Raw genomic sequence first — 24683 nt, forward strand, 5'->3', positions numbered from 1 at the left:
GCTCTCCTCCCCTCCATTTTAGAAGTGCGTATTCAGGCTGAGATAGTAAGTACGACCGGCTTCGTTATAGGTTGCGGCTCCTGCGCCGTACATATAACCGCTGGCACCGCCCGTGCTTTGGGCATTACCTGCACGCCAGTGGCGCTCGTCCAACAGATTGTCGATACCCGCCGTCAGGCTGACATTCTTCGTCGCATCCCAGGTTCCGCTCAGGCCAACAATGCTATAAGGGCTAACTTCGTTGGTTTCCGACCCCGTTGCTGGCTGGCCTTTATAGTTGTACTTCTTCGGCTGCTGTTTGCCGTACCAGGTAAAGGTCGACTGCACGGAAATGTCCTGGCGAACCTGCCAGCTAAGCGTTGAGTTCAGCGTGTATTCCGGGATAACCGACAGGCGCTCGCCGGTCTCTTTGTTTTTACTTTCCAGCATATAGGTGATGTTATTCGTCCAGTTCACCGAGTCGGAAACCGGCACGTTTAACGTACCCTCAAGCCCTTCTACCAGCGCTTTGGGAATATTCTGCCACTGGTAAATATCGGTTTTGAGTGAGCCTTGTGAGGTCTGTCCGACAGGCGAATAACCGGCTTCAATTTTATCGCGGTAGTCGTTACGGAACCAGGTCACCCCTGCCAGCCAGTTATCCCGTTTGAACTCAAGGCCGATCTCTTTGTTGATACTGGTTTCAGCTTTCAGATCGTCATTGCCCATCATGTAGCAGCCCACGCCGTTACCGCTTGCGTAGCAACCCTGGCCTCTGCTGTACAGAATGTAGTTCGGGTTGGTCTGATACAGGCTCGGCGCTTTATACGCCTGGGCAATACCCATCTTCAGGGTAAAGTTATCTCCCAGCCCTTGCGACAGGTTCAGCGACGGGCTCCAGTTGTTGCCAACAATGCTGTGGTGATCGAAGCGCAGACCCGGCGTCAGCATGGTGCTGTCGGTCAGCTCCATATTATCTTCGGCAAACAGTGAGAAGATCTCGGCTTCGGAGTATGGGCTACGTCCGGTGCTGTTGTAGCCTGGGATCGCGCCTCCCATAAAGGTTTGGCTGTTTGAAGATAAATCCTTCATCCGCTGCTGGTTCCACTCGGTACCCAGCGTTAAGTTCTGGTTGAATACGAAATCAATCGGGATATTGACTTCGCTATGCAGCAGCACGCTGCTTAATTCTGTATCGCTAAAGTTTTGCGTAGCGTTTTCATTAAATTTGCCTTCAGTTCCGCCTGCCAGCCCCTCTGGTGTACGGGAATTACGGGTGTTTTCGTACTGCACCCAGTTGCTGGTGGTCAGGCCGTTATCCCAGCCGCCATTCCAGGTCAGAGAATAGTTCTGCCGGTAAAGTCGGTTAGTCTCTTTACCATATTTGGAGGCAGTATAAGCATCTGAGTTGGTGTTCTGGGTATCGCCGGAATAGAGGTTGCCCTGGCGGCTGTAGCCCGCTTCCAGCTCCAGCGACTGCATGGGCGCAAAGTCCCAGCGCACCACGCCGTTAATATCTTTGTGAATCACACCTTCGCGACCGGCAGGCAGCGTGTTGGAATAAATACCGGTACGTTCAGACTGATGCCCCTGGTTAATATCCCATGCGTCGGCCTGGGTTTTATCGAGGTTGCCGTACAGACGGAAGCTGAAATCCCCGCCCAGCGGGCCATTCAGGCTAAAGTTGGTGCGTTTGGTGGAGCCTTCGTCTTTATGCTCAAGGGCATTGAGATAGGTGTTCCAGCTGCCGTGCCACTCGCCGCTGCCTTTTTTGGTGATGATGTTCACCACGCCGCCAGCCGCGCCGTTGCCGTAACGCGCCGCGGCCGGGCCGCGAATCACTTCAATACGTTCAACCATTTCTGGCGGCACCCAGCTTGCATCGCCGCGCGTATCACGCTCGCCGCGCCAGCCCAGACGCACCGAGTTACGGCTGGTAACCGGTTTGCCGTCAATCAGAATCAGGGTGTTTTCCGGGCCCATGCCGCGAATATCAATCTGACGACCGTTACCGCGCTGGCCGCTGGTGGAGTTGCCCGTCAGGTTAACGCCCGGCATGGTTCGGACGATTTCGGAAATATCACGCGCGGGAGGGCGCTTTTTCAGCTCTTCTGCGGTGATGGTGGAAACGCCAGGGGCCTGCAAATTTTGCGCCGCGGCGGTGACCACCAGCGTGTCTTCATCGGCAGGGTTTTGTGTGTCGTCAACGTTTGCAACCGCAGTGGGAGCCGTTGCTGATGCCGTTTGCTGTGCTGCAAAGGCAGGAGCCGCTGCTCCGTATATTCCCAGGTTAATTAGCATTGCGAGGGAATAATTAATTTTTTTATTCATTATGGTGGCCTGCTTTTCCGCTGGGCCCGGCGTTATTCCATTCCCGGAGGGAGCGGGCGCAGCATGGGTGTTACGTAGAAGCACCGAAAACAGACGCCGCCGCCCGGCTAAAGGGGGCGAGCGTATTCGGCAATTTATGGTCTTGCGCCGGGAACCGGTGGGTTCAACGCGCGGAAATACGCTATTGCAAATGCAAATAATTATCAATAGTATTATCAATATATTTCTCGATTGTTGATCGTTATCCGTTATTTCATAGGGTTATGTTCGAGTGAAAAATTTGCTGACAGGAAGTGAGGGCTGGTGGCAGGCGCTGCAGGCGCAGGGTGTCCCAGGCGTAATCTATGATAACGACGGCCAGTGTACGGTCACTTTCTGGTGGCGCGACCCGCAGGGTTGTGAGCAAACCTCCCCGATCAAGCGGGTATGGATTTACCTCACCGGCGTGACTGACCACCACCAAAAATCCCCCCCGCAAACTCTGCAGCGCGTGGCTGGCACGGATGTCTGGCAGTGGCAAACTCGTCTTAGTTCCACATGGCGCGGCAGCTACTGCCTGATCCCTTCGGGCAATGAAGATGATTTCCCGGCTGAAGCTTTTGACGGCATAGCACCCGCAGCTATGGCGCTGCGTGGCGGCTGGCAAAAACTGCTGCCGCAGGCGATTGCCGATCCGTTAAATCCTGAAAGCTGGCTGGGCGGGCGAGGGCATATGATGTCGGCACTGCATCTTCCTGATGCGCCATCTCAGGCTGGATGGGAGCGCGCGGATACGCGATATCAGGCACCGCAGCGCCTGACGTGGTTTAGCGAACGGCTGAAAAATCAGCGCCACGTCTGGGTTTTTACCAGCGGCGACGCCGTACCGGAACAGCGCCCGCTGGCGATATTGCTCGACGGCCAATTCTGGGCGGAAGAGATGCCAGTCTGGCCTGCGCTACAGGCTCAAACCAACGCGGGGGCCTTGCCTCCCGCCGTCTATCTGCTGATTGATGCTATCGATACCACGACCCGTAGCAATGAACTGCCCTGCAATGCGCAATTCTGGCTGGCGGTACAGGAAGAGTTACTGCCGCAGTTACGCATGTTGACTCGCTGGAATGAAAACCCCGAAACCACCGCGGTGGCCGGGCAGAGTTTTGGTGGGCTTTCAGCGCTTTATGCCGTACTTCACTGGCCTGAACAATTTGGCTGCGTGCTGAGCCAGTCCGGCTCTTACTGGTGGCCGCGACGTGACAATCATCCGCAGGGCGGGCAGCTGATACGGCAGCTGGAAGAGGGGTTTACGTGCGACAAAGCGTTGCGTATCTACCTTGAGGCAGGGGTCAGAGAACCTCTTATTCATCAAGTGAATCAACGTTTATATCCCTTACTACAACAAACACAGCGCGCTGTTTTCTACCGTCAGGTTGACGGTGGGCATGATGCGCTTTGCTGGCGGGGAGGGCTGATTGACGGGCTTGCCTGGCTGTGGAAAGGGTTTTTTAAACAGGAGTAAGCTATGGAATTCAGTAACCCTTTCGACGCGCCGCAGAGCCGTTTTTTCATCCTTGAAAATGCGCACCGGCAGTACAGTTTATGGCCTGAACATTGCGCCGTCCCCGACGGCTGGCAGGTAGTGCGTCAACCCGCACCAAACGAAGAGTGCAACCGCTGGCTGCTCGCTAACTGGGGCGGGCTTCAACCCGCCTCTTTTGTCAAACAAGGAGCGAGCGGTGAGTGAATTGATCATGGCAACGGCATTTGAACCACCGCCTGAAACTTTGCCATTAGCGGCGGCACAGCCCGGCATCTGGATGGCGGATCGGCTCTCGCCGCAGGCTAACGCCTGGAGCGTGGCGCACTACGTTGAGCTAAATGGCGAACTCAATGAAGCGCTCTTATGCCAGGCAATAGTTGCGGGCATGAAAGAGGCCGATACGCTTTGTATGCGTTTTGGTGAAGTGGAGGGCGAAGCGCGGCAATGGATCGATCCCAACGCTTCGTTTACCTTGCCGCTTTGCCGCGACCTGCGTGCTGAACCCGAGCCAGAAGCCGCCGCACTGGCATTAATGCGCGACGATCTCGAACAGGATTTGCGCCTGGCAAGCGGCAGGCCGCTCTACCATCATCAGCTGCTGCGCATTAACGACACGCGCTGGTTGTGGTATCAACGTTTTCACCATTTGGTGGTTGATGGCTTTAGTTTCACCGCCATTACCCGCCGAATCGCCAATATTTACCGTGCTTTTTGCGCAGGCCAGACTCCAGAACCCAGCCCGTTTACGCCGTTCAGCGACGTGGTGGAAGAGTATCAGCAGTACCGCACCACGAATGCCTGGCAGCGTGATTGCGCTTTCTGGCTAAATAAAGCGCAACGGCTCCCTCCTCCGGCCACGCTCTCAGCGAAACCGCTGAGCGGGCAAGGGGCGAGCAGCAGGCTGATTCGTCAGTCGCTAAGGGTTGAGCGCGCTGATTTCCAGGCGCTGGTCGAGCGCTCCCGCCAGCAAAATTTGACCGCTGCCGATATGGCATTAGGGCTGGTGGCGCTGTGGCTCGGGCGTTTGAGCGGGCGCGCTGAGTATTGCGCCGGGTTTATCTTTATGCGCCGCCTGGGGTCCGCAGCGCTTTGCGCCACCGGACCGGTGCTGAACGTACTGCCGTTTGGGGTGCGTATCGAAGCTGATTTTACTCTGGAAGATCTCGCCGCCAATATTGCCGGTGAGTTGAAAAGCCTGCGCCGCTATCAGCGCTACGATGCTGAACAAATTCAGCGCGACCTTGGGCAAGTCGTTAGCGGTGAGCCGTTATATGGTGCGGTATTAAACCTGAAAATGTTCGATTACCGCCTTGATTTCCACGGCATCGAAGGCATTACGCATCAGCTGGCTTCCGGCCCGGTGCGCGATCTGGAAATAGCGCTGTATATCAGCGAACAGGGTGACTTCGCGCTGGAAATTCTGGCAAATGCCGAACGCTATGATGCGCAGGTTTTGCAACAGCATATCGCCCGTTTACCGCTGCTTTTACGCCAGTTTGCGGCTAATCCCGCCTTGCGTTGTGTGGATGCCGAACTGTTGCATATCTCCGAAATCGAACTAATTGAACGCGTAAACGACACACAAACGTCGATTCCCGCCACCACGTTAAGCCAGTTGATTGCCCAACAGGCAAACCGCACGCCGAACGCGCCAGCGCTTGCCGATGAAAACCATCAGCTTAGCTACCGTGAAATGCGTCAACAGGTACAGGCTTTGGCGCGCGAGCTGATTTCACGCGGTGTGAAACCGGGGGATGTAGTGGCTGTCGCGCTACCGCGCTCGGTGTTTTTATCGCTCGCGTTGCAGGCGATTGTTGAAGTCGGGGCGGCCTGGCTGCCGCTTGATACCGGTTATCCTGATGACCGCTTGCAGATGATGCTTGAAGATGCCGCTCCGCGTTTACTGCTGACTTCTGACTCTCAATTACCGCGATTTAGTGCCGTAAATGGCCTGAAAACCTTCTGCTATCAAAGCATTATGGATACGGCTAATGTGCCGAAAATCCCTCATCTCTCGCGCCCGGAACACACCGCGTATGTGATTTTCACCTCCGGTTCGACCGGGCGACCAAAAGGAGTCATGGTCGGGCAGCAGGCTATCGTTAACCGTCTTTTGTGGATGCAAAATCACTATCCGCTGAATGGCGAGGACGTGGTTTTACAGAAAACGCCGTGCAGTTTTGACGTGTCCGTATGGGAGTTTTTCTGGCCGTATATCGTTGGCGCGCAACTGGTGATGGCTCCACCAGAAGCGCATCGTGACCCGGAAGCGTTGCAGCAGCTTTTTGCCCGCTACGGCGTGACCACCACGCACTTTGTTCCGTCAATGTTAGCGGCGTTTGTCGCGGCATTAACCAATGATGACGCGAGAGCAAAATGCGGCACTCTGTGCCGGGTGTTCTGTAGCGGGGAAGCGCTACCGACTGAACTTTGTCGCCAGTGGGAACAACTCACTTACGCACCATTGCATAATCTCTACGGCCCAACCGAAGCCGCCGTTGATGTCAGCTGGTATCCGGCGTTTGGCGAAGAGCTGGCGCGGGTTTCAGGCAGCAGTGTGCCGATTGGCTGGCCGGTCTGGAATACCGGATTGCGCATTCTGGACTCGGCAATGCGCCCCGTTCCGCCGGGGATCGCAGGCGATCTGTATCTCACCGGAATCCAGTTGGCGCAGGGCTATTTATCGCGTCCCGATCTTACTGCCAGCCGTTTTGTCGCCGATCCTTTTGCGGCAGGCGAACGGATGTATCGCACCGGCGACGTGGGGCGCTGGCTTGATGACGGAGCCGTGGAATATCTGGGGCGCAGCGACGATCAGCTAAAAATTCGCGGTCAGCGTATTGAACTGGGTGATATTGACCGCGCTTTGCAGGCCCTGCCGGATGTGGCTCAGGCTGTCACCCATGCCGGTGTACTGAACCAGGCGGCAGCCAGCGGCGGCGATGCTCGCCAGCTGGTGGGCTACCTGGTTTCGGCGTCCGGCCAGGCACTGCCGCTGGATGTGATGCGTGAAAAGCTTTGCGCCATGCTACCCGCGCATATGGTTCCGGTGGCGCTGGTGCAGCTGGATAGTTTCCCGCTAAGCGCTAACGGCAAACTGGATCGCAAAGCTCTGCCCCTGCCTGAAATGGCATTGCGCGGCACGGGGCGTGCGCCTGAATCAAGCCTTGAGCTCACCGTCGCTGACTCTTTTGCCGAGCTGTTGGGCTGCGAAATTCAGTCGGTAGATGACGATTTCTTTGCGCTTGGCGGCCATTCACTGCTGGCGATGCGTCTTGCGGCGCGGCTGCGCCAAACGCTTGCTCAGCCCGTGAGCGTTGGGCAGGTGATGGTGGCCTCGACGGTTGGGCTGCTGGCCGAAACCCTGGCGCAAGGCCTGAGCGAAGAAGAAGCCAGCCGTGCTGGTTTTGATGCGGTGCTGCCGCTGCGCAAAGCTGGCGGGCCGACGCTCTACTGCTTCCACCCGGCATCGGGTTTTGCCTGGCAATTTAGCGTGTTACAGCGCTATCTCGATCCGCACTGGTCGATTACCGGCATTCAGTCGCCGCGACCATACGGCCCGATGCAGCAGGCGGAAAGCCTCGATCGGGTTTGCGAAATACATCTGCAAACTCTGCGCGAGCTTCAGCCCCACGGCCCCTATTATCTGATGGGGTATTCATTGGGCGGTACGATTGCGCAAGGCATTGCGGCACGTCTCGAAGCGGCAGGTGAAGAAGTCGCGTTCCTCGGCCTGCTGGATACCTGGCCGCCTGAAACACAGAACTGGGCCGGGAAGGGGGCCAATGAACTCGATCCTTTGGTGCTGGACGAAATAAACCGCGAGCGTGAGGCCTTTGTTGCGGCCCAGCAGGGGCAGACTTCTGATGTGCTGTTCCAGGCTATCGAAGGCAACTATGGTGATGCGGTGCGTTTGCTCACCACGGCGCACAGCGTGCCGTTTGCGGGTAAAGCAACGCTGTTTGTCGCTGAACGCACGTTACCGCAAGGTATGGACCCGCAAAAATCCTGGGCTCCGTGGATTGCTGAGTTAGAGATTTATCGCCTTGATTACGCCCACGTGGATATTATTTCCCCAAATGCGTTTGTGGAAATAGGGCCGGTGTTGCAGCGGGTGCTAGCGTAAGCAGCGGATGACGCTGCGCTTATTCGAGCAGGCGCGGCGTCATCTAACAGTTTTTCTTCGTTTTCAGCCGCGCCCTAAAGGCACCACCAGCGGCGTATGCGCCACCGGATCTTCGATAATCATGCAGCGCAGACCGTAAATCGCCTCAATAAGTTCTGGCGTGACAATCTCAGTTGGGGCGCCTTCAGCGATAATTTTGCCATCTCGCAGCGCGATTAAGTGAGTCGCGTAGCGGCAGGCCTGGTTCAAATCATGCAGCACTGCGGCAAGGGTAAAACCTTGCTTTTGGTTCAGATCGCGCAGCAGTTCCAGCAGATCAATTTGGTGGCTGATATCAAGCCAGGTTGTGGGTTCATCCAGCAGCAGAATAGAGGTCTCCTGCGCCAGCACCATCGCAATCCACGCCCGCTGGCGCTGGCCGCCTGAAAGCGTATCCACTGGCTGTTCGGCTAACTCTTCAATATTGGTCGCTTTTAACGCCTTTTCCACCGCCAGTTTGTCTTCTTCGCGCCAGCGGGAAAACAGCGGCTGGTGCGGATAACGCCCGCGCGCCACCAGTTCAGCCACGCTGATATCGCCCGGTGCGCTGGAGTTTTGCGCCAGCAAACCCACGCGGCGTGCCACCTCTTTGGTGGCAAAACGGTGGATCTCATGACCATCCAGCCAGACCTGGCCCTGCATCGGTTTCATCAGGCGGCTAAGGGTGCGCAGCAGCGTGGATTTCCCGCAGCCGTTGGGGCCAATAATGGCGGTAAATTTCCCGTCAGGAATAGCGACGGTCAGGCCGTCGGCCACCACATGGTTGCCATATCCCAACGTGAGCTGTTCGCCATGCAGGCGCGATGGATCGCTGAGGCGGCTCATTTTTTACGGGACTCCTGAATCAATAACGCAATTAAATAGATACCGCCAAGGCTCACGGTGACGACCCCAACCGGTAACTGATACGGCATAAACAGGCGCTGGGCGCATAAATCTGCCGCCAGCAGCAGGGTTGCGCCGCACAGCGCGGATTGCAATAGCCCCCAGCGCGAGGTGCCGCTCAACCGCCGGGCAATATGTGGCGCCACCAGGGCGATAAAAGAGATCGGCCCCGCTAATGCGGTGGCTGCGGCGGTAAGTATCACACCGGTGAGCATTAACATCAGGCGGGAGCGCTCAACCGACACGCCGAGCGCGCAGGCGCTGTCATCGCCCATCTCCAGCAGGCGCATCCGTCGAACCAGCAGTGCGCCAGCCAGCAGCGCGAACAGCATTAAAGGGGCGGCGGGGAAGATTTTCCCCCAGGTCAAACCGTTGAGCGAACCCGCATTCCACAGCCCGGCGGAAATGGCGGTTTCCAGTGAGGCGTGCAGTAAGAGCCAGGTATTAAACGCGACCAGCATCGCCCGCACGCCGATACCAATAATGATCAGGCGGAAAGTTTCGATACCGTTACGCCACGCGAGCAGCCAGACCACCAGCGCGGTAACAACGCCGCCGACCATCGCCGAGGTGGCAATCGCGGTCTGATGCTGGCCGAATAACACCATCGCTATCAGCACGCCGCTCCAGGCACCGGTGTTAAAGCCCATCACATCCGGGCTGCCGAGGGGGTTGCGCATCAGCGACTGGAAGATTGCGCCGCTCACGCCTAGTGCCGCGCCAATGAGTAGCGCCATCACCACGCGGGGCAAACGCCATTCGACCACGACGAGTGAAACATTACGCGGTGCGGAACCGGCCAGAGCGTCAATCACCTGGCCTACTGAAAGCGGTAAAACGCCGCTTCCCAGGCTCCATACGCCTAATGCGCAACTGAACAGCAATAGCGCCAGGCTGACGAACAGTAAGCGAGGAGAGAGACGGGTCATGCATTCGCTCCTTTACGTTGGCGGCGCACCAGATAAATCAGCATCGGCGAGCCAATAAACGCGCTAACCACCGACACGCGCAGTTCGCCCGGTACCAGCAGGCGGCCAATAATATCGGCGAACAGCAACAGCGCAGGCGTGGCAATCAGGGTGACGGGGAGCGACCAGCGGTGATCGGCCCCCACCAACCAGCGCGAAAGATGCGGCATCATCAGGCCGATAAACGCAATCGGGCCAACGGCTGCCGTCGCGCTGCCGCACAATAACGTGATGGCGATTAAACCGAGCAATTGAGTGCGCGCAACTTTGCTACCCAGCGCGGTGGCGGTGTCGGTTCCCATGCTCAGGCTGTTGAGTGCACGGCTTATAAACATGGCAATGGCGCAGCCTGCCAGCACCGGCAGCACGATGATTTTCAGCGTGTCGAGGGTGCGAATATCCAGCGTGCCGGCCTGCCAGAAGCGTAACTGGTCGTAAACCACCGGGCTAAGCAGTGCGATGCCGTTGCTCAGGCCTTCCAGCACGGCGGCAAGCGCAACGCCCGCCAGTGTTAAACGCACCGGACTGAGCTGCCCGCCGCCCTGGCTGCCGGTAAATGCCACCACCAGGGCTGCGCACAGCGCACCAGCAAAGGCCATGCCGAGCAGGGCAATCGGTGAAGAAAAACTCCAGACTGCCGCGCCTAATACAATGGCAAAACTGGCTCCGGCATTGACGCCAAGCAGGCCGGGGTCGGCGAGAGGGTTACGCGTCAGCGTTTGCATCAGCGCCCCGGCAAGGCCGAGTGCGCCACCTGCGAGAATGCCTGCCAGCGTGCGCGGAAGGCGAGCGTCGAGCACGATAGTGCAATCAGCACTTCGGCATTGACCGCTGAACGCATTGATAACGACCTCAACAGGCAGAGATTTTGCCCCAATAAGCAGACTCATCACCGCCATTAAGAGCAACAGCAAAAACAGAATCAGCAGCGTTACAACGCGTGTTGATGGCCGTGGAAATAACATAAATCCCTTTCATGAAAATTAATGATAGTTATTATCATTATCACTCTTATTTGTTTATGTTAGCATGAGCCGCCTCGCACCTGGAAAGAAAAATTCGCTTTAAGGCCCTGTAATGAACCGCAATTCTTTGCTGCTAAATCTCAGTTTGCTCAAGACTCATCCCGCTTTTCGCGCCGTCTTCCTTGCTCGCTTTATTTCCATTGTCTCACTGGGGTTACTCGGCGTTGCCGTTCCGGTACAAATCCAGACGCTGACCGGCTCCTCGCTGCAAGTCGGTCTCGCGGTGACGCTCACCGGCAGTGCGATGTTTATCGGCCTGATGATGGGCGGGGTGCTGGCTGACAGGCACGAGCGCCGCCGTCTGATTTTAGTGGCGCGTTCCACCTGCGGCGTCGGTTTTATTGGCCTGACGATTAACGCCGCGTTGCCGGAACCTTCGCTGGCGGCAATTTATCTGCTTGGGGTGTGGGATGGTTTCTTTGGCGCGCTTGGGGTTACCGCGCTTTTAGCCGCCACTCCCGCGCTGGTTGGGCGTGAAAATTTAATGCAGGCGAGCGCGATTACCATGCTCACCGTACGCCTGGGGTCAGTGATTTCACCCATGATTGGCGGCCTGCTGCTGGCCTCGGGGGGCGTGGTGTGGAACTACGCGCTGGCATCGGTCGGCACTTTTATTACGCTGCTGCCGCTGCTCAGCCTGCCGAAACTGGCACCGCCGCCGCAGGCGCGTGAAAACCCGCTGCTTTCGTTGTGGAATGGGCTGCGTTTCCTCGTCGGCCATCCGGTTATCGGCGGCATTGCGTTAGTGGGAGCGCTGCTGACGATGGCGAGTGCGGTGCGCGTGTTGTATCCGGCGCTCGCCGGGCATTGGCAGATGAGCGCGGCACAAATTGGCCTGATGTACGCAGCCGTCCCGTTAGGCGCGGCAATCGGCGCGCTGACCAGTGGGCGTATCGCGCATCACGTTCGCCCGGGCATGATTATGCTGGGGACGGGAATCGTGTCGTTTATCTCCATTGGCGTCTTTAGCCTGATGCCGCTCTGGGAGCTTGGGCTGGCTTGTCTTACGCTGTTTGGCTATCTCAGCGCTATCAGTTCGCTGCTGCAATACACCCTGATTCAGACGCTGACACCGGACGGCATGTTAGGGCGCATTAATGGCCTGTGGACGGCGCAGAACGTTACGGGTGATGCGATTGGCGCGGCGATTTTAGGTGGGCTGACGGTGGCGTTAACGCCGGTTGCGGCGGCGAGTTACGGCGGTTTGGCGTTGACATTCTGCGGCGTGGCGTTGGCGATTGTGTTAGTGCAGCTACGGCGTTATCACCAGGCCGCCCCGGTACAACCCGAAGCGGCGGCTGGGAAATAACTACTTGCTGGCAAATAACTGGCTCATACGCTCCAGAATTTGCGTGGCGCTGTAATAATCCAAACGGAAAGTTTCGATGCCCAGCGCATATACCTGTTTATTGCGCACGGCGGGAAGGTGCGCGAGCAGCGGGTTCGCCTCAAGCGTGACGGCGTCTTTATCGTCGCTGGCGAACAGGAACAAACTCTCGCCATTCAAACCCGCCGCCAGGTTTTCCCCGCCCAGCTGTACGATATCGTGACGTTTCCCCATGCTCTGGCTGGCATGAACCGCCGCAGGCAAAGACGACAGGGTGAAGCCGAGCTGTTGGAGCAGCTTTCCCTGCGCGGATTCAGATGTCCAGAGATTCGCCGAGCGAGATGCCGGGCTGTAAACCAGCGCGGTAACCGGTTGCGGCGGCAGCGTCATATGCATTTTGGCTTCGCTTAATTGTTTATCAAAACTGGCGATTCGGTCAGCGGCTTGTTTTTCATGCCCGGTAATTTCGCCCAGTTGTGTCAACAATTGCTGCCAGCTTTTATCGTCGTAATTGATGACAAGCGTCGGCGCAATGGCGGAAAGCTGGTCGTAAAGAGCAAGGGCGGAGTCGCCGCCGGTTGCACTAATCAAAATCAAATCAGGCAGTTGGGCGGCAACAGCTTCGGCGCTGGCTTCGCCAATATATAAACGCTGAACGTTGCGCGTTTTTGCCACCTCCCCCCACTGGCGCAGAAAACCTTGCGTATCGGCCATACGGTTGCCCGGCGTGGTGGCGCCGCTTGCCACTACCGGCGCGTCAATGGCCAGCAGCGAGCCGGTGAGGGTTACGCTGGTGGAAACAATGCGCTGCGGCGCCTGTGCAAAGGTCTGTGCGCCACGGCTGTCGGTGATGGTGCGTGGCCAGCCTGCCGCCAGGGCAGGATGAGTGAAACTCAACAGTACCAGTGTGGGAATGGTTAAAAAAAATTTGGCCCAGGTTGACAGCATGTCCTTTTCTCTTTAGGTTACGATTCCGAAAGGCAAATGATAATCATTATTAATGTCATTTACCATGTTTTAACGGAGGATGCATGGAAACGTCACTGGCGAAGCAGCCACAAGAAAAACGACTTACGAACACGGTAGGGCACTGCGCAGAGAGCTTTTTCTTTATGTCGCCCTATCGCAGTTTTTCAACCAGCGGCTGCTTCACCCGCCTGGAGAGTCCGGCGCTTGACGGCGCGCATCCTCAAGGTCGCCTGCAAACGCAGCTACGTGAAGCCTTTGAAAACGCGAGAAATCACGGCATTGAAAAACCGGTGGCGGTGGGGGCGATTCCGTTCGATACGCGGCAACCTTGCGCATTATTCATTCCCGAAAGCTGGCAGCCGTTTTCACGCGCTCAGCATCAGGACGCCGCCTGCCAAAAACAGGGCGGCCAGGGGCTGAATATCGCCTCGCGCCGGGCGATTCCTGAACAAGAGCAGTTTATGGCGATGGTGGCACATGCCGCTATCGCTACCGCGCAGCCGGATATCGACAAAGTCGTGCTCTCGCGCCTGATAGATATTGAAACCGATACGCCTGTCGATCTCGATACGCTGTTGAACCGCCTGATTAGCCAAAACCCAACCAGCTATAACTTCCACGTACCCTTGTCTGACGGCGGCTCGCTGGTGGGTGCCAGCCCGGAGCTGCTGTTACGTAAATCGGGTAACAATTTCAGTTCGCTGCCGCTGGCAGGCTCTGCACGCCGCAACAGAGAAAATCTCCAGTGTGATAGCGAGATTGGCGCCCGGCTGCTGCGCTCGAGTAAAGACCGCCACGAGCACGGGCTGGTGACTCAGGCGATGCGTGATGTTCTGCAGCCGCGCAGCCGTTCTCTGACGCTCTCCGATACGCCGGAATTAATTACTACCCCGACACTCTGGCACCTCGCCACGCCGATTTACGGCCAGATCAAAGACCGCCTCGATAATGCCCTGTCTCTTGCTTGCCTGTTGCACCCGACACCGGCATTAAGCGGTTTCCCGCATGATGTGGCACAAAAACTGATTGCTGAACTGGAGCCGTTCGACCGTGAACTGTTTGGCGGCATCGTTGGCTGGTGCGACGCTGAAGGAAACGGTGAATGGGTGGTGACGATTCGCTGTGCACGCGTGTGCGGCAAGCAGGTACGGCTGTTCGCCGGTGCGGGTATCGTCCCCGCCTCATCCCCTGAATCAGAATGGCGCGAAACCGGCGTAAAACTTTCCACCATGCTCAACGTTTTTGGAATCAACTAAATGGCTATCGAATTTACCCGCTGGCCGGATGATCTGGCCGCACGCTATCGCGAAAAAGGTTACTGGGCGGACCTGGCGCTGACCGACATTCTCACGCGCCACGCGCAGAACGATGCGATTGCGCTAACCGAGGGCGAGCGTCACTACAGCTACCGTGAACTGGAAATGGCGGCAACGCGCCTGGCGTGTGCATTGCGCCGCCGGGGGCTGCAAACCGGTGAAACCGCGCTGGTGCAGCTTGGCAATGTGGCTGAGCTGTACATTACGCTGTTTGCGCTGCTGAAAATTGGGGTGGCACCGGTTAACGCGCTGTTCAGCCACCAGCGCACGGAAATGGAAGCCTACGCCCGGCAGATCGAACCTGCGGTGGTGATTGCCGACCGTAAACATAACTTATTCGCCCACGACGATTTTCTGGATCAACTCTGCCAGCAGAACCCGTCGCTGCGCATGGCGGTATTGCTTAATGAAAGCGACCGCGAACGTTCGCTGAGCGCTTTTATCAATGAGCCGCAAGAAAACTTTATCGCTACCCCTTCGGCCGCTGATGAGGTGGCGTTTTTCCAGCTTTCCGGCGGTAGCACCGGCACGCCAAAACTGATTCCGCGCACCCACAACGATTACTACTACAGCATTCGCCGCAGCGTAGAAATCTGCGGTTTTGATACCGCGACGCGCTTCCTGTGCGCTATTCCTGCGGCACACAACTACGCCCTGAGTTCGCCGGGATCGCTGGGCGTGTTTTACGGCGGCGGGCGCGTGGTGCTGGCAAACGACCCGAGCGCCACGCTGTGCTTCCCGCTGATTGAACGCCACCAAATCAATGTTACCGCACTGGTGCCGCCTGCCGTCAGCCTGTGGCTACAGGCGATTGGCGAATGGGGCAGCAATAAGCCGCTGGAGTCGCTCAGGCTGCTGCAGGTGGGCGGCGCACGGTTAAGCGAAGCGCTGGCGGCGCGCATTCCGGCAGAAATCGGCTGCCAGCTGCAGCAGGTTTTCGGCATGGCCGAGGGGCTGGTGAACTACACGCGCCTTACTGACGACAATCAACACATCTTCCAAACCCAGGGTAAACCCATGTGCCCGGACGACGAAGTTTGGGTGGCTGATGAGCACGGCAATCCGTTGCCACACGGTGCCGTGGGCCGCCTGATGACGCGCGGGCCGTACACTTTTCGCGGCTATTACCGCAGCCCGGAACACAACGCGAGCGCCTTCGATGCCAACGGTTTTTACTGTTCTGGCGATCTGATTTCCCTTGCGGAAGATGGCTACATCACGGTGCAGGGGCGCGAGAAAGATCAGATCAATCGCGGCGGAGAGAAGATCGCCGCCGAAGAGATCGAAAACCTGTTGCTGCGCCATGACGGGATCGTTCATGCCGCTCTGGTTTCAATGGAAGACAGCCTGCTGGGCGAGAAAAGCTGCGCGTTTATCGTTGGCCTGCGCCCGTTCCGCGCCGTGGAAATCCGCCGCTACCTGCGTGAGCTGGGGATTGCGGACTTCAAACTGCCGGATCGCATTGAAATGGTTGAAAGCCTGCCGCTCACGGCGGTGGGCAAAGTGGATAAAAAACGTTTGCGCCAGTTAATTGCTGATAAGCAGCTGGCTTCCTGATAGACGGAGAATTTATGGCTATTCCAAAACTGAACGCCTACAGCTTGCCTACGGCTACCGACATCCCGGAGAACAAAGTCAGTTGGGCGTTTGAACCCGGGCGCGCGGCGCTGCTGATTCATGATATGCAGGAATATTTTATTGATTTCTGGGGCGAAAATTGCTCGATGATTCAGCAAGTTATTGCCAACATTGCCGCACTGCGTGAATACTGCAGACGCCACAACATCCCGGTTTATTACACCGCGCAACCTAACGCTCAAAGCGATGAAGACCGGGCGCTGCTAAACGACATGTGGGGGCCGGGTTTAAACCAACATCCTGAGCGCCAGAAGGTGGTAGCGGAGCTTGCCCCGGACGAATACGACACGGTGCTGACCAAATGGCGCTACAGCGCGTTTATCCGTTCGCCGCTGGAACAGTCCCTGAAAGAGACGGGCCGCAACCAGTTAATTATTTGCGGCGTGTACGCCCATATCGGCTGCATGACCACCGCAACGGATGCCTTTATGCGTGATATCAAACCGTTTATGGTGGCCGATGCGCTGGCAGATTTCAGCCGCGAAGAACATATGATGGCGCTGAAATATACCGCCGGGCGTGCAGGGCGCGTGGTAATGACGCAGGATTTACTGCCGGAAATGGCTCCGCAAGGCAAAGCGCAGCTGCGCGCGCTGGTGCTGCCGCTGCTTGATGAGTCCGAGATCCCCGAAGATGACGAAAACCTGATTGATTACGGCCTGGATTCGGTGCGTATGATGGCGCTGGCGGCCCGCTGGCGCAAAATTCATGCGGATATCGACTTCGTGATGCTGGCGAAAAACCCGACCATCGACGCCTGGTGGGCGCTGCTGTCGCGGGAAGCCTGAGCATGAACATCGACTTTACCGGCAAACGCGTCTGGGTAACGGGCGCGGGCAAAGGCATCGGCTATGACACCGCGCGGGCGTTCAGCGAAGCGGGCGCAACGGTTATCGGTTTCGATCTTTCATTCCCGCTGGAGGTTTACCCGTTCGCCACGGAAGTGCTGAACGTGGCAGACGCCGAGCAGGTTTCCGCCCTTACGCAGCGTTTATTGAGCGACGAACCGCAACTGGATGTTCTGGTGAATGCGGCAGGAATTTTGCGCATGGGGGCGACGGACGCGCTGGCGTTGCAGGACTGGCTGGACACGTTTGCCGTCAACGTCGGCGGCGCGTTTAATCTGTTCCGCGCCGTGATGCCACGTTTGCGCAAACAGCAAAGTGGGGCGATTGTCACCGTCGCATCAGACGCAGCCCACACGCCGCGCACCGGAATGTCGGCTTATGGCGCATCGAAAGCGGCGCTGAAAAGCCTGGCGTTGACCGTTGGCCTGGAACTCGCCCCGTTTGGCGTGCGTTGTAACGTGGTGTCGCCCGGTTCGACCGACACTGACATGCAGCGCACGCTGTGGAAAACGCCGGATGCCGAGCAGCAGCGCATCAAAGGCTTCCCGGAGCAGTTCAAACTGGGCATTCCGCTGGGCAAAATCGCCCGTCCGCAGGAAATCGCCAACACCATTTTGTTCCTCGCTTCACCCCTCGCCAGCCATATCACGTTGCAGGATATTGTGATAGATGGCGGCGCAACGCTTGGTGCCTGAATGAGTATCTGGAAACGGCAGCTAACGCTCGAGGAGTTAAACCGCACCAGCAAAGGGACGATGGTTGAGCATCTTGGCATTATTTACACCCGTCTTGATGATGACTCCCTCGAAGCAGAAATGCCGGTGGATAGCCGCACTCAGCAGCCGTTTGGTCTGCTGCACGGCGGTGCATCGGTGGTGCTGGCCGAAACGCTGGGGTCGATGGCAGGATTTCTGACGACCCGCGAAGGGCAGTGCGTGGTGGGAACCGAAATTAACGCCAGCCATCACCGTGCCGTGGCATCCGGTACGGTGCGCGGCGTGTGCAAGGCACTGCATTTTGGTCAGTCTTCCCAGGTCTGGGAAATCGCCATTTTCGACGCCCGCGGCAAGCGTTGCTGCACCAGCCGTTTGACGACGGCGACGTTAGGGTGAAGGCACCCATAAATTCCCGCATCGTGATCTCCGTTACAAGTTGATGCAAATAAACGGTTAATAAACCGTATTGTGTTGTTTCATATTTGTTAAATCCGTGTGCTTGTTCTAGAACAAACGGTAACACCGTCTGCCTTTGGCGCTACACGTGGAAAACAAAGATGAATAATACAGGGAAACATCTCATCTGGGCTGTGCTTGCACTCACTGGTGCATTCGCGCTCGGCTACATCGCACTCAATCGAGGCGAACAGATAAACGCATTATGGATTGTGGTTGCTGCAATCTGTGTTTACCTCATCGCTTACCGCTACTACGGCCTGTTTATCGCAAAACGGGTCTTAACCGTTGATGCCACCCGTATGACGCCCGCCGTGCGCCATAACGACGGGCTGGATTACGTTCCGACCGACAAAAAAGTGCTGTTCGGTCACCATTTTGCTGCGATTGCCGGGGCGGGGCCGCTGGTGGGGCCGGTGCTGGCCGCTCAAATGGGGTATTTGCCCGGAATGCTCTGGCTGCTGGCGGGGGTGGTATTGGCCGGTGCGGTACAGGATTTTATGGTGCTGTTTGTTTCAACCCGCCGCGACGGACGTTCGCTGGGGGAGCTGGTGAAAGAAGAGATGGGCAACACGGCGGGAGGCATTGCGCTGGTGGCCTGTTTTATGATCATGGTGATCATTCTTGCGGTGCTGGCAATGATCGTGGTGAAAGCGTTGGCCCACAGCCCGTGGGGAACCTACACCGTGGCATTCACCATTCCGCTGGCGCTGTTTATGGGCGTCTATATCCGCTATCTGCGCCCGGGCCGCATTGGCGAGGTGTCGGTGATTGGCCTTGTGATGCTGGTGTTTGCGATTATTTCCGGCGGCTGGGTGGCGGAAAGCCCAACATGGGCACCGTACTTTGACTTTACCGGCGTGCAATTGACCTGGATGCTGGTGGGTTACGGATTTGTCGCGGCGGTACTGCCGGTCTGGCTGCTGCTGGCGCCGCGTGATTATCTCTCCACCTTCCTGAAAATCGGCACCATCGTTGGGCTGGCAATCGGCATTTTGATCGTGCGCCCAACGCTGCAAATGCCGTCGCTGACCAAATTCATTGATGGCACAGGCCCGGTCTGGACGGGCGATCTGTTCCCGTTCCTGTTTATCACTATTGCCTGTGGCGCGGTTTCCGGCTTCCATGCGCTGATCTCCTCCGGCACCACGCCGAAAATGCTGGCTAACGAAAACCAGGCTTGCTTCATCGGTTACGGCGGCATGCTGATGGAATCGTTCGTGGCTATTATGGCGCTGGTGGCGGCCTGCGTTATCGACCCGGGCGTGTACTTTGCGATGAACAGCCCGATGGCGGTTCTGGCTCCGGTGGGCACCACTGACGTTGTGGTGTCAGCGGCAAGCGTAGTCAGCAGCTGGGGCTTCCAGATTACGCCGGAAACCTTAACGCAGATCGCCAACGAAGTGGGCGAGCAGAGCATTATCTCCCGCGCGGGCGGTGCTCCAACGCTTGCGGTCGGTATGGCTTATATCCTTCACGGCGCGCTGGGCGGCCTGATGGATGTCTCGTTCTGGTATCACTTCGCCATTCTGTTCGAAGCGCTGTTTATTCTGACCGCGGTGGATGCCGGGACGCGAGCGGCGCGCTTTATGCTGCAAGATTTGCTGGGCGTGATTTCCCCTGGCCTCAAGCGCACTGATTCGCTGCCGGCGAACCTGCTGGCAACTGCGCTTTGCGTGCTGGCATGGGGTTACTTCCTGCATCAGGGGGTCGTCGATCCTTTGGGCGGCATCAATACCCTGTGGCCGCTGTTTGGCATTGCCAACCAGATGCTGGCGGGCATGGCGCTGATGCTGTGTGCGGTAGTACTATTTAAGATGAAGAAACAGAAGTACGCCTGGGTGGCGCTGGTGCCAACGGCCTGGCTGCTGTTCTGCACGCTAACGGCGGGCTGGCAAAAAGCGTTTAGCCCCGATCAAAAAATCGGCTTCCTGGCTATCGCTAACAAGTTCCAGGCGATGATTGACAGCGGAAAAATTCCGGCGCAGTACACCGAGTCGCAGCTTGCGCAGCTGGTGTTCAATAACCGTCTGGATGCGGGGCTGACCATCTTCTTTATGGTAGTAGTGGTGGTGATTGGCCTGTACGCGATTAAAACTGCGCGACAGGCGCTGAAATCGGACCTTCCAACGGCCAAAGAGACGCCTTACCAGAAGATGCCGGAAGGCGTTGAGCAGGTGGTAGCGCAGGCTAAAAGCGCGCACTGATTTTAAACACAGCGGCTCTCTCCCTGGAGAGGGGGAGAGCAGTCCAATAACACAGGAGCTAATATGTTCGATACGCTCGCCAAAGCAGGAAAATATCTTGGCCAGGCTGCGAAGCTGATGGTCGGCATGCCCGATTATGACAACTACGTTCAGCATGTGCGCCTGACCCACCCGGAACAAACGCCGATGACTTATGAAGAGTTTTTCCGCGAACGCCAGGATGCGCGCTACGGCGGCAAAGGCGGCGCTCGCTGCTGTTAATTATAGGAACCTGACATGAATCAAGCGGTATCTGTCACCCTGTTAACCGGCTTTCTTGGCTCCGGGAAAACCACACTGCTTAACTATTTCCTCGCCCATAATGACGATCGGCCCGTCGCCATTCTGGAAAATGAATTTGGCGCGGTCAATATCGACGGCGCGCTGCTCAGAGGCGGCGACAATGTCAATATTGTGGAGCTGAGCAACGGCTGCGTCTGTTGCAGCGTGCGTGGAGAATTTGCCGCAGCATTAAGAGAAATGCTGGATAAACGCACGGCAGGCGAACTGCATTTCGAACGTTTGATTGTTGAAACCACCGGCCTTGCCGATCCGGCCCCCATTGTTCAGACCTTTTTTGTTGATGAACATCTGCGTGAAGCGCTGCGTCTTGATGCGGTCATCGCCCTGGCCGATGCGGAACATATTTCGCGCCAGCTGGATGAACACGCCGTTGCGGCGTCGCAGCTTGGTTTTGCCGATCGTATTTTGTTGACCAAAGCGGACCGTGTTGATGAAGAAACTAAGCAGCAGGCGCTGGAGCGGATTCATCGGATCAACAGTAAAGCGAATCTTGTGGCGATCGTAAATGGCGAATGCCCGGCAGATCTCTGGCTCGACCTCAATGCTTTTGAACTGAACGATGATATTAAAATAACGGCGGGTTTTAGCGTTATTGGTGCCGATGCCAGCCGTTCCGTGGGCTTTCAGCCGCTCCGCAAAACTTCGGCTAAACGCTCATGGGATGACGCCATTCAGGCCCACGTTTTCGATGCCGGACTGCTGGACATGAAGAAAATCGGTGCCTTTATGGAGAGCTGCATTGAGCGTTTTGGCAACGATATGCTGCGCTACAAAGGGGTGCTGGCGATTGAAGGCAACCCGCAGCGCCTTATCGTGCAGGGCGTGCATAAAGTGGTGGGTTTTGATTATGGCTCGGCCTGGAATAAGGAAGAGCAGCGAGTCTCAAGGCTGGTTATTATCGGGCGTTATCTGCCGGTTGAGCAACTGCGCAGAGAATTCGCTGCAACGACTCTTTAAGCCTGAAACAAAAAATGTGATATTGAACACGGTTTTCATTCCGGCAGAATAAAGCTGTTGTGTGAAACGAAGCTGTGTGTTTGTATGAATTTCGACGTTAAACCGCGTAACCCCTATTCAGGACCCAAATGACTACATTCACCCGCAATTCAGGCCTGCTACTTACCGCGCTACCAGCCGCGGTGGTCGTCGTGCGTGTGGTGGTCGTCGTCGGCATTGCGCCGTAGGGTCTGAATCAACGCATCGATTCCAAAACCCCGCCGGCGCAAACCGGGCGGGGTTTCTTGTTTTAGTCCCCCCGGCCAAAAGCGAAACGGCATAAGAAGAAGGACTGGAGCATGGCAATTTCGGAAAACCCAGCGCCGGCTGCGCGTATTACGGGCGCGCAGTTAATTGTGCAACTGCTTGAACATCATGGTATTACCACCGTCAGCGGCATTCCCGGCGGCACCGTTCTGCCGCTGTATAACGCCCTAAGCCAAAGCCCAAAAATTCGCCATATTCTGGCTCGCCATGAACAAGGCGCGGGCTTTATGGCGCAAGGGATGGCGCGTACGCAGGGCAAAGCTGCGGTCTGTATCGCCTGTAGCGGCCCCGGGGCGACCAATCTGGTGACCGCGATTGCCGATGCGCGTCTCGATTCCATCCCGCTGGTGTGCATTACCGGCCAGGTGCCGAAATCGATGATCGGCACCGATGCGTTCCAGGAAGTCGACACTTACGGTATCTCCATCCCTATCACCAAACATAACTACCTGGTACGTGACATCGCCGAACTGCCGCAGGTGTTTTGCGACGCGTTCCGTATTGCCGAGTCTGGCCGTCCGGGCCCGGTGTGGATTGATATTCCAAAAGATGTACAGACTGCTGAAATCGACATCAGCGAGCTGCCGCCTGTTTCCGCTCATACCCCTACACCACAGTTTGCCGCACAACAAATCGCCGAGGCTGCGGCAATGATAAACCAGGCCCGGCGTCCGGTGCTCTATCTCGGCGGTGGCGTAATTAACGCCCATGCCAGCGCTCGTGCGCTGGCAGAAAAAGCGAATCTGCCCACCACCATGACTTTAATGGCGCTTGGCACCGTTCCGGCTAAACATCCGTTGTCGCTCGGCATGCTGGGGATGCATGGCGCGCGCAGCACCAACTATATTTTGCAGGAAGCCGATTTGCTGATTGTGCTGGGGGCGCGTTTTGACGACCGGGCGATTGGCAAAACCGAAGAGTTCTGCCCGCTGGCGAAAATTATTCACGTCGATATCGATCGCGCCGAGCTTGGCAAAATTAAGCAAGCGCACGTGGCCATCCGCGGTGACGTTGGCGAAGTGCTGGAACAGCTGCTGCCAAAAATTGACGCTCAGCCGCGCCAGCAGTGGCTGCAACAGGTCGCCGGTTTGCAGCAGGAATTTCCGTTTAGCCAGCCCGGTGCCGACGATCCTTTAACACCATACGGCCTGATTAACGCTGCTGCGGCGTGCGTGGACGATAGTGCCATTATCACCACCGACGTTGGCCAGCATCAAATGTGGGTGGCGCAGGTCTATCCGTTAAACCGCCCGCGCCAGTGGCTGACTTCTGGTGGCCTGGGAACCATGGGCTTTGGCCTGCCTGCCGCCGTGGGGGCCGCGCTGGCGGAACCCCTGCGCAAAGTGCTGTGCTTTACCGGCGACGGCAGCATCATGATGAATATTCAGGAGATGGCGACCGCTGCTGAACATAATCTGGATGTGAAAATTATTCTGTTGAACAACCAGGCTCTGGGGCTGGTGCATCAGCAACAAACGCTGTTCTATCAACAAAATGTCTTTGCCGCGACCTATTCCGGGCAGACTAACTTCCTGAAAATTGCCGAAGGTTTTGGCCTGCAAACCTGCGATTTAAACGCCGCAGAAAACCCGCAGGCCGCGTTACAGGAAGCGATTTCACGCCCGGGCCCATGCCTGATCCACGTGCGCATTGATGCCAGCGAAAAAGTATTCCCGATGGTGCCGCCAGGCGCTGCCAATATTGAGATGATTGGAGAGTAAGCCATGCAACCACTAACCGTTATTCTGGAACTTACGGTGAGCAACCATCCGGGTGTGATGTCTCACATTTGTGGCCTGTTTGCCCGGCGTGCATTTAACGTTGAAGGCATTCTCTGTCTGCCGCTACCGCAGGGCGATCTGAGCCGTATCTGGCTACAGGTGGCAGACGATCAGCGCCTTGAGCAGATGATCAGCCAAATCGATAAGCTTGAAGATGTGGTGCAAATCAAACGTGACGCAGACGGTGCGGAAGTGTTTGGTAAACTGACGGCTTTAGTGCAATAACCAGGGCAATCAACAGGGCAATCAATAGCTGCTGCCATCCGTCGCCTGAGCATCGTCTGAAAGGGAAATACGCAGTGCACAACTGCGGGTCATACAAAATCAGAAACATGGTTTATGGCAAAACCCTTATCCTGTGCGGTATGCAGCAGCCATTTGAGCACGATGATTTATTTTATCCAGCGTTTGGATTGCTCTGAGTTGCCAGGCAGTTCCGTATCCAGCTCCTATACTTGTGGTTTGTGTCAATAAAACAGGAGCGCAGAGATGACGATTCATAAGAAAGGGCAGGCTCACTGGGAAGGTGATATCAAACGTGGTAAAGGTACGGTTTCCACCGAAAGCGGGGCGTTAAAAGAGCAGCCATATGGCTTTAACACCCGTTTTGAAGGGGCTGCCGGGACCAATCCAGAAGAGTTAATTGGCGCAGCCCACGCCGCCTGCTTCTCTATGGCGCTTTCGCTGATGCTGGGCGAAGAGGGTTATACCGCAGAAAGCATTGATACCACGGCCGATGTCTCACTGGATAAAACCGATGGCGGCTTTGCCATCACCAAAATTGCGCTAACCAGCACGGTAAAAGTGCCCAATGCGGATAGCGCAGCATTCGATAAAATTATTCAGAAAGCCAAAGCGGGCTGCCCGGTCTCGCAGCTGATGAAGGCTGAAATTACTCTCGACTACCAACTTAATTAACGCTGGTTAACGGCTGCCCGCTGTATCTGG

General features: G+C 56.8%; 21 protein-coding genes. 16 read left to right on the forward strand and 5 right to left on the reverse strand.

Annotated elements, in window-relative coordinates:
- Positions 1–18: 18 nt before the first annotated feature.
- On the reverse strand, positions 19–2310 hold the full coding sequence (locus EHN07_RS04965) for a TonB-dependent siderophore receptor (protein ID WP_124023085.1): 2292 nt from the start codon (positions 2308–2310) through the stop codon (positions 19–21).
- A gap of 271 nt (positions 2311–2581) precedes the next feature.
- Between EHN07_RS04965 and fes the strand changes: the two genes are divergently transcribed.
- From fes to EHN07_RS04980, 3 genes are read left to right on the forward strand one after another with little or no spacing between them, the layout of a single operon-like run.
- Positions 2582–3808, forward strand: coding sequence for an enterochelin esterase (fes, locus tag EHN07_RS04970; protein ID WP_279630481.1), 1227 nt, complete (start codon positions 2582–2584; stop codon positions 3806–3808).
- Between the two features lie 3 nt (positions 3809–3811).
- Positions 3812–4033: an MbtH family protein gene (locus EHN07_RS04975; protein WP_124023086.1), complete on the forward strand. Its 222-nt coding sequence runs from the start codon at positions 3812–3814 to the stop codon at positions 4031–4033.
- 7 nt (positions 4034–4040) lie between these two features.
- Positions 4041–7955, forward strand: a complete 3915-nt coding sequence (locus EHN07_RS04980; RefSeq protein WP_124023112.1) for an enterobactin synthase subunit F — start codon at positions 4041–4043, stop codon at positions 7953–7955.
- A gap of 63 nt (positions 7956–8018) precedes the next feature.
- Here the strand turns inward: EHN07_RS04980 and fepC are convergent, their stop codons facing one another.
- Genes fepC through fepD form a run of 3 tightly spaced genes read right to left on the reverse strand, consistent with a single transcriptional unit; the run spans position 8019 to position 10812 of the window.
- Positions 8019–8819, reverse strand: a complete 801-nt coding sequence (gene fepC, locus EHN07_RS04985) for an iron-enterobactin ABC transporter ATP-binding protein (protein WP_124023087.1) — start codon at positions 8817–8819, stop codon at positions 8019–8021.
- On the reverse strand, positions 8816–9808 hold the full coding sequence (fepG, locus tag EHN07_RS04990; RefSeq protein ID WP_124023088.1) for an iron-enterobactin ABC transporter permease: 993 nt from the start codon (positions 9806–9808) through the stop codon (positions 8816–8818). Before fepG ends, fepC begins: the two co-directional genes overlap by 4 nt.
- The gene (fepD, locus tag EHN07_RS04995; RefSeq protein ID WP_124023089.1) at positions 9805–10812 is read right to left on the reverse strand and encodes a Fe(3+)-siderophore ABC transporter permease; all 1008 of its coding nucleotides are present in this window, start codon (positions 10810–10812) and stop codon (positions 9805–9807) included. Before fepD ends, fepG begins: the two co-directional genes overlap by 4 nt.
- 112 nt (positions 10813–10924) lie before the next feature.
- Here fepD and entS point away from each other — a divergent pair, with 112 nt between their 5' ends.
- Positions 10925–12181: an enterobactin transporter EntS gene (gene entS, locus EHN07_RS05000; protein WP_124023090.1), complete on the forward strand. Its 1257-nt coding sequence runs from the start codon at positions 10925–10927 to the stop codon at positions 12179–12181.
- Here entS and fepB read toward each other — a convergent pair whose 3' ends face one another.
- On the reverse strand, positions 12182–13147 hold the full coding sequence (fepB, locus tag EHN07_RS05005) for a Fe2+-enterobactin ABC transporter substrate-binding protein (protein ID WP_124023091.1): 966 nt from the start codon (positions 13145–13147) through the stop codon (positions 12182–12184).
- Positions 13148–13230: 83 nt separating this feature from the next.
- Between fepB and entC the strand changes: the two genes are divergently transcribed.
- The 12 genes from entC (at position 13231) to EHN07_RS05065 (ending at position 24653) form a co-directional block, all read left to right on the forward strand.
- A complete protein-coding gene (entC, locus tag EHN07_RS05010) occupies positions 13231–14424 on the forward strand; it encodes an isochorismate synthase EntC (RefSeq protein WP_124023092.1) in 1194 nt (397 codons plus the stop codon).
- The gene (locus EHN07_RS05015) at positions 14425–16041 is read left to right on the forward strand and encodes a (2,3-dihydroxybenzoyl)adenylate synthase (protein WP_124023093.1); all 1617 of its coding nucleotides are present in this window, start codon (positions 14425–14427) and stop codon (positions 16039–16041) included.
- A 14-nt stretch (positions 16042–16055) separates the two neighbouring features.
- Positions 16056–16910 carry an isochorismatase gene (locus EHN07_RS05020; protein WP_124023094.1) on the forward strand — a complete coding sequence of 285 codons (855 nt, stop codon included), beginning with the start codon at positions 16056–16058 and terminating at the stop codon, positions 16908–16910.
- A gap of 2 nt (positions 16911–16912) precedes the next feature.
- Positions 16913–17665 carry a 2,3-dihydro-2,3-dihydroxybenzoate dehydrogenase gene (gene dhbA, locus EHN07_RS05025; RefSeq protein WP_124023095.1) on the forward strand — a complete coding sequence of 251 codons (753 nt, stop codon included), beginning with the start codon at positions 16913–16915 and terminating at the stop codon, positions 17663–17665.
- The gene (gene entH, locus EHN07_RS05030) at positions 17666–18082 is read left to right on the forward strand and encodes a proofreading thioesterase EntH (protein ID WP_124023096.1); all 417 of its coding nucleotides are present in this window, start codon (positions 17666–17668) and stop codon (positions 18080–18082) included.
- A gap of 161 nt (positions 18083–18243) precedes the next feature.
- Positions 18244–20349 carry a pyruvate/proton symporter CstA gene (cstA, locus tag EHN07_RS05035; protein WP_124023097.1) on the forward strand — a complete coding sequence of 702 codons (2106 nt, stop codon included), beginning with the start codon at positions 18244–18246 and terminating at the stop codon, positions 20347–20349.
- A gap of 63 nt (positions 20350–20412) precedes the next feature.
- Positions 20413–20610 carry a YbdD/YjiX family protein gene (locus EHN07_RS05040; protein ID WP_124023098.1) on the forward strand — a complete coding sequence of 66 codons (198 nt, stop codon included), beginning with the start codon at positions 20413–20415 and terminating at the stop codon, positions 20608–20610.
- A gap of 15 nt (positions 20611–20625) precedes the next feature.
- Entirely contained in the window at positions 20626–21648 is a 1023-nt protein-coding gene (locus EHN07_RS05045) for a CobW family GTP-binding protein (RefSeq protein ID WP_124023099.1), read from the forward strand.
- Positions 21649–21776: 128 nt separating this feature from the next.
- Positions 21777–21875, forward strand: a complete 99-nt coding sequence (gene ivbL / locus EHN07_RS05050) for an ilvB operon leader peptide IvbL (RefSeq protein WP_124023100.1) — start codon at positions 21777–21779, stop codon at positions 21873–21875.
- Between the two features lie 111 nt (positions 21876–21986).
- Positions 21987–23675 (forward strand): acetolactate synthase large subunit, encoded by a 1689-nt coding sequence (gene ilvB, locus EHN07_RS05055; RefSeq protein WP_124023101.1) that lies wholly within the window; start codon positions 21987–21989, stop codon positions 23673–23675.
- A 3-nt stretch (positions 23676–23678) separates the two neighbouring features.
- Positions 23679–23960 (forward strand): acetolactate synthase small subunit, encoded by a 282-nt coding sequence (ilvN, locus tag EHN07_RS05060; protein ID WP_124023102.1) that lies wholly within the window; start codon positions 23679–23681, stop codon positions 23958–23960.
- Positions 23961–24224: 264 nt separating this feature from the next.
- Positions 24225–24653 (forward strand): OsmC family protein, encoded by a 429-nt coding sequence (locus tag EHN07_RS05065; protein WP_124023103.1) that lies wholly within the window; start codon positions 24225–24227, stop codon positions 24651–24653.
- Positions 24654–24683 lie beyond the last annotated feature (30 nt).

Source organism: Buttiauxella warmboldiae (assembly GCF_003818135.1).
GTDB classification, from domain to species: Bacteria; Pseudomonadota; Gammaproteobacteria; order Enterobacterales; family Enterobacteriaceae; genus Buttiauxella; species Buttiauxella warmboldiae.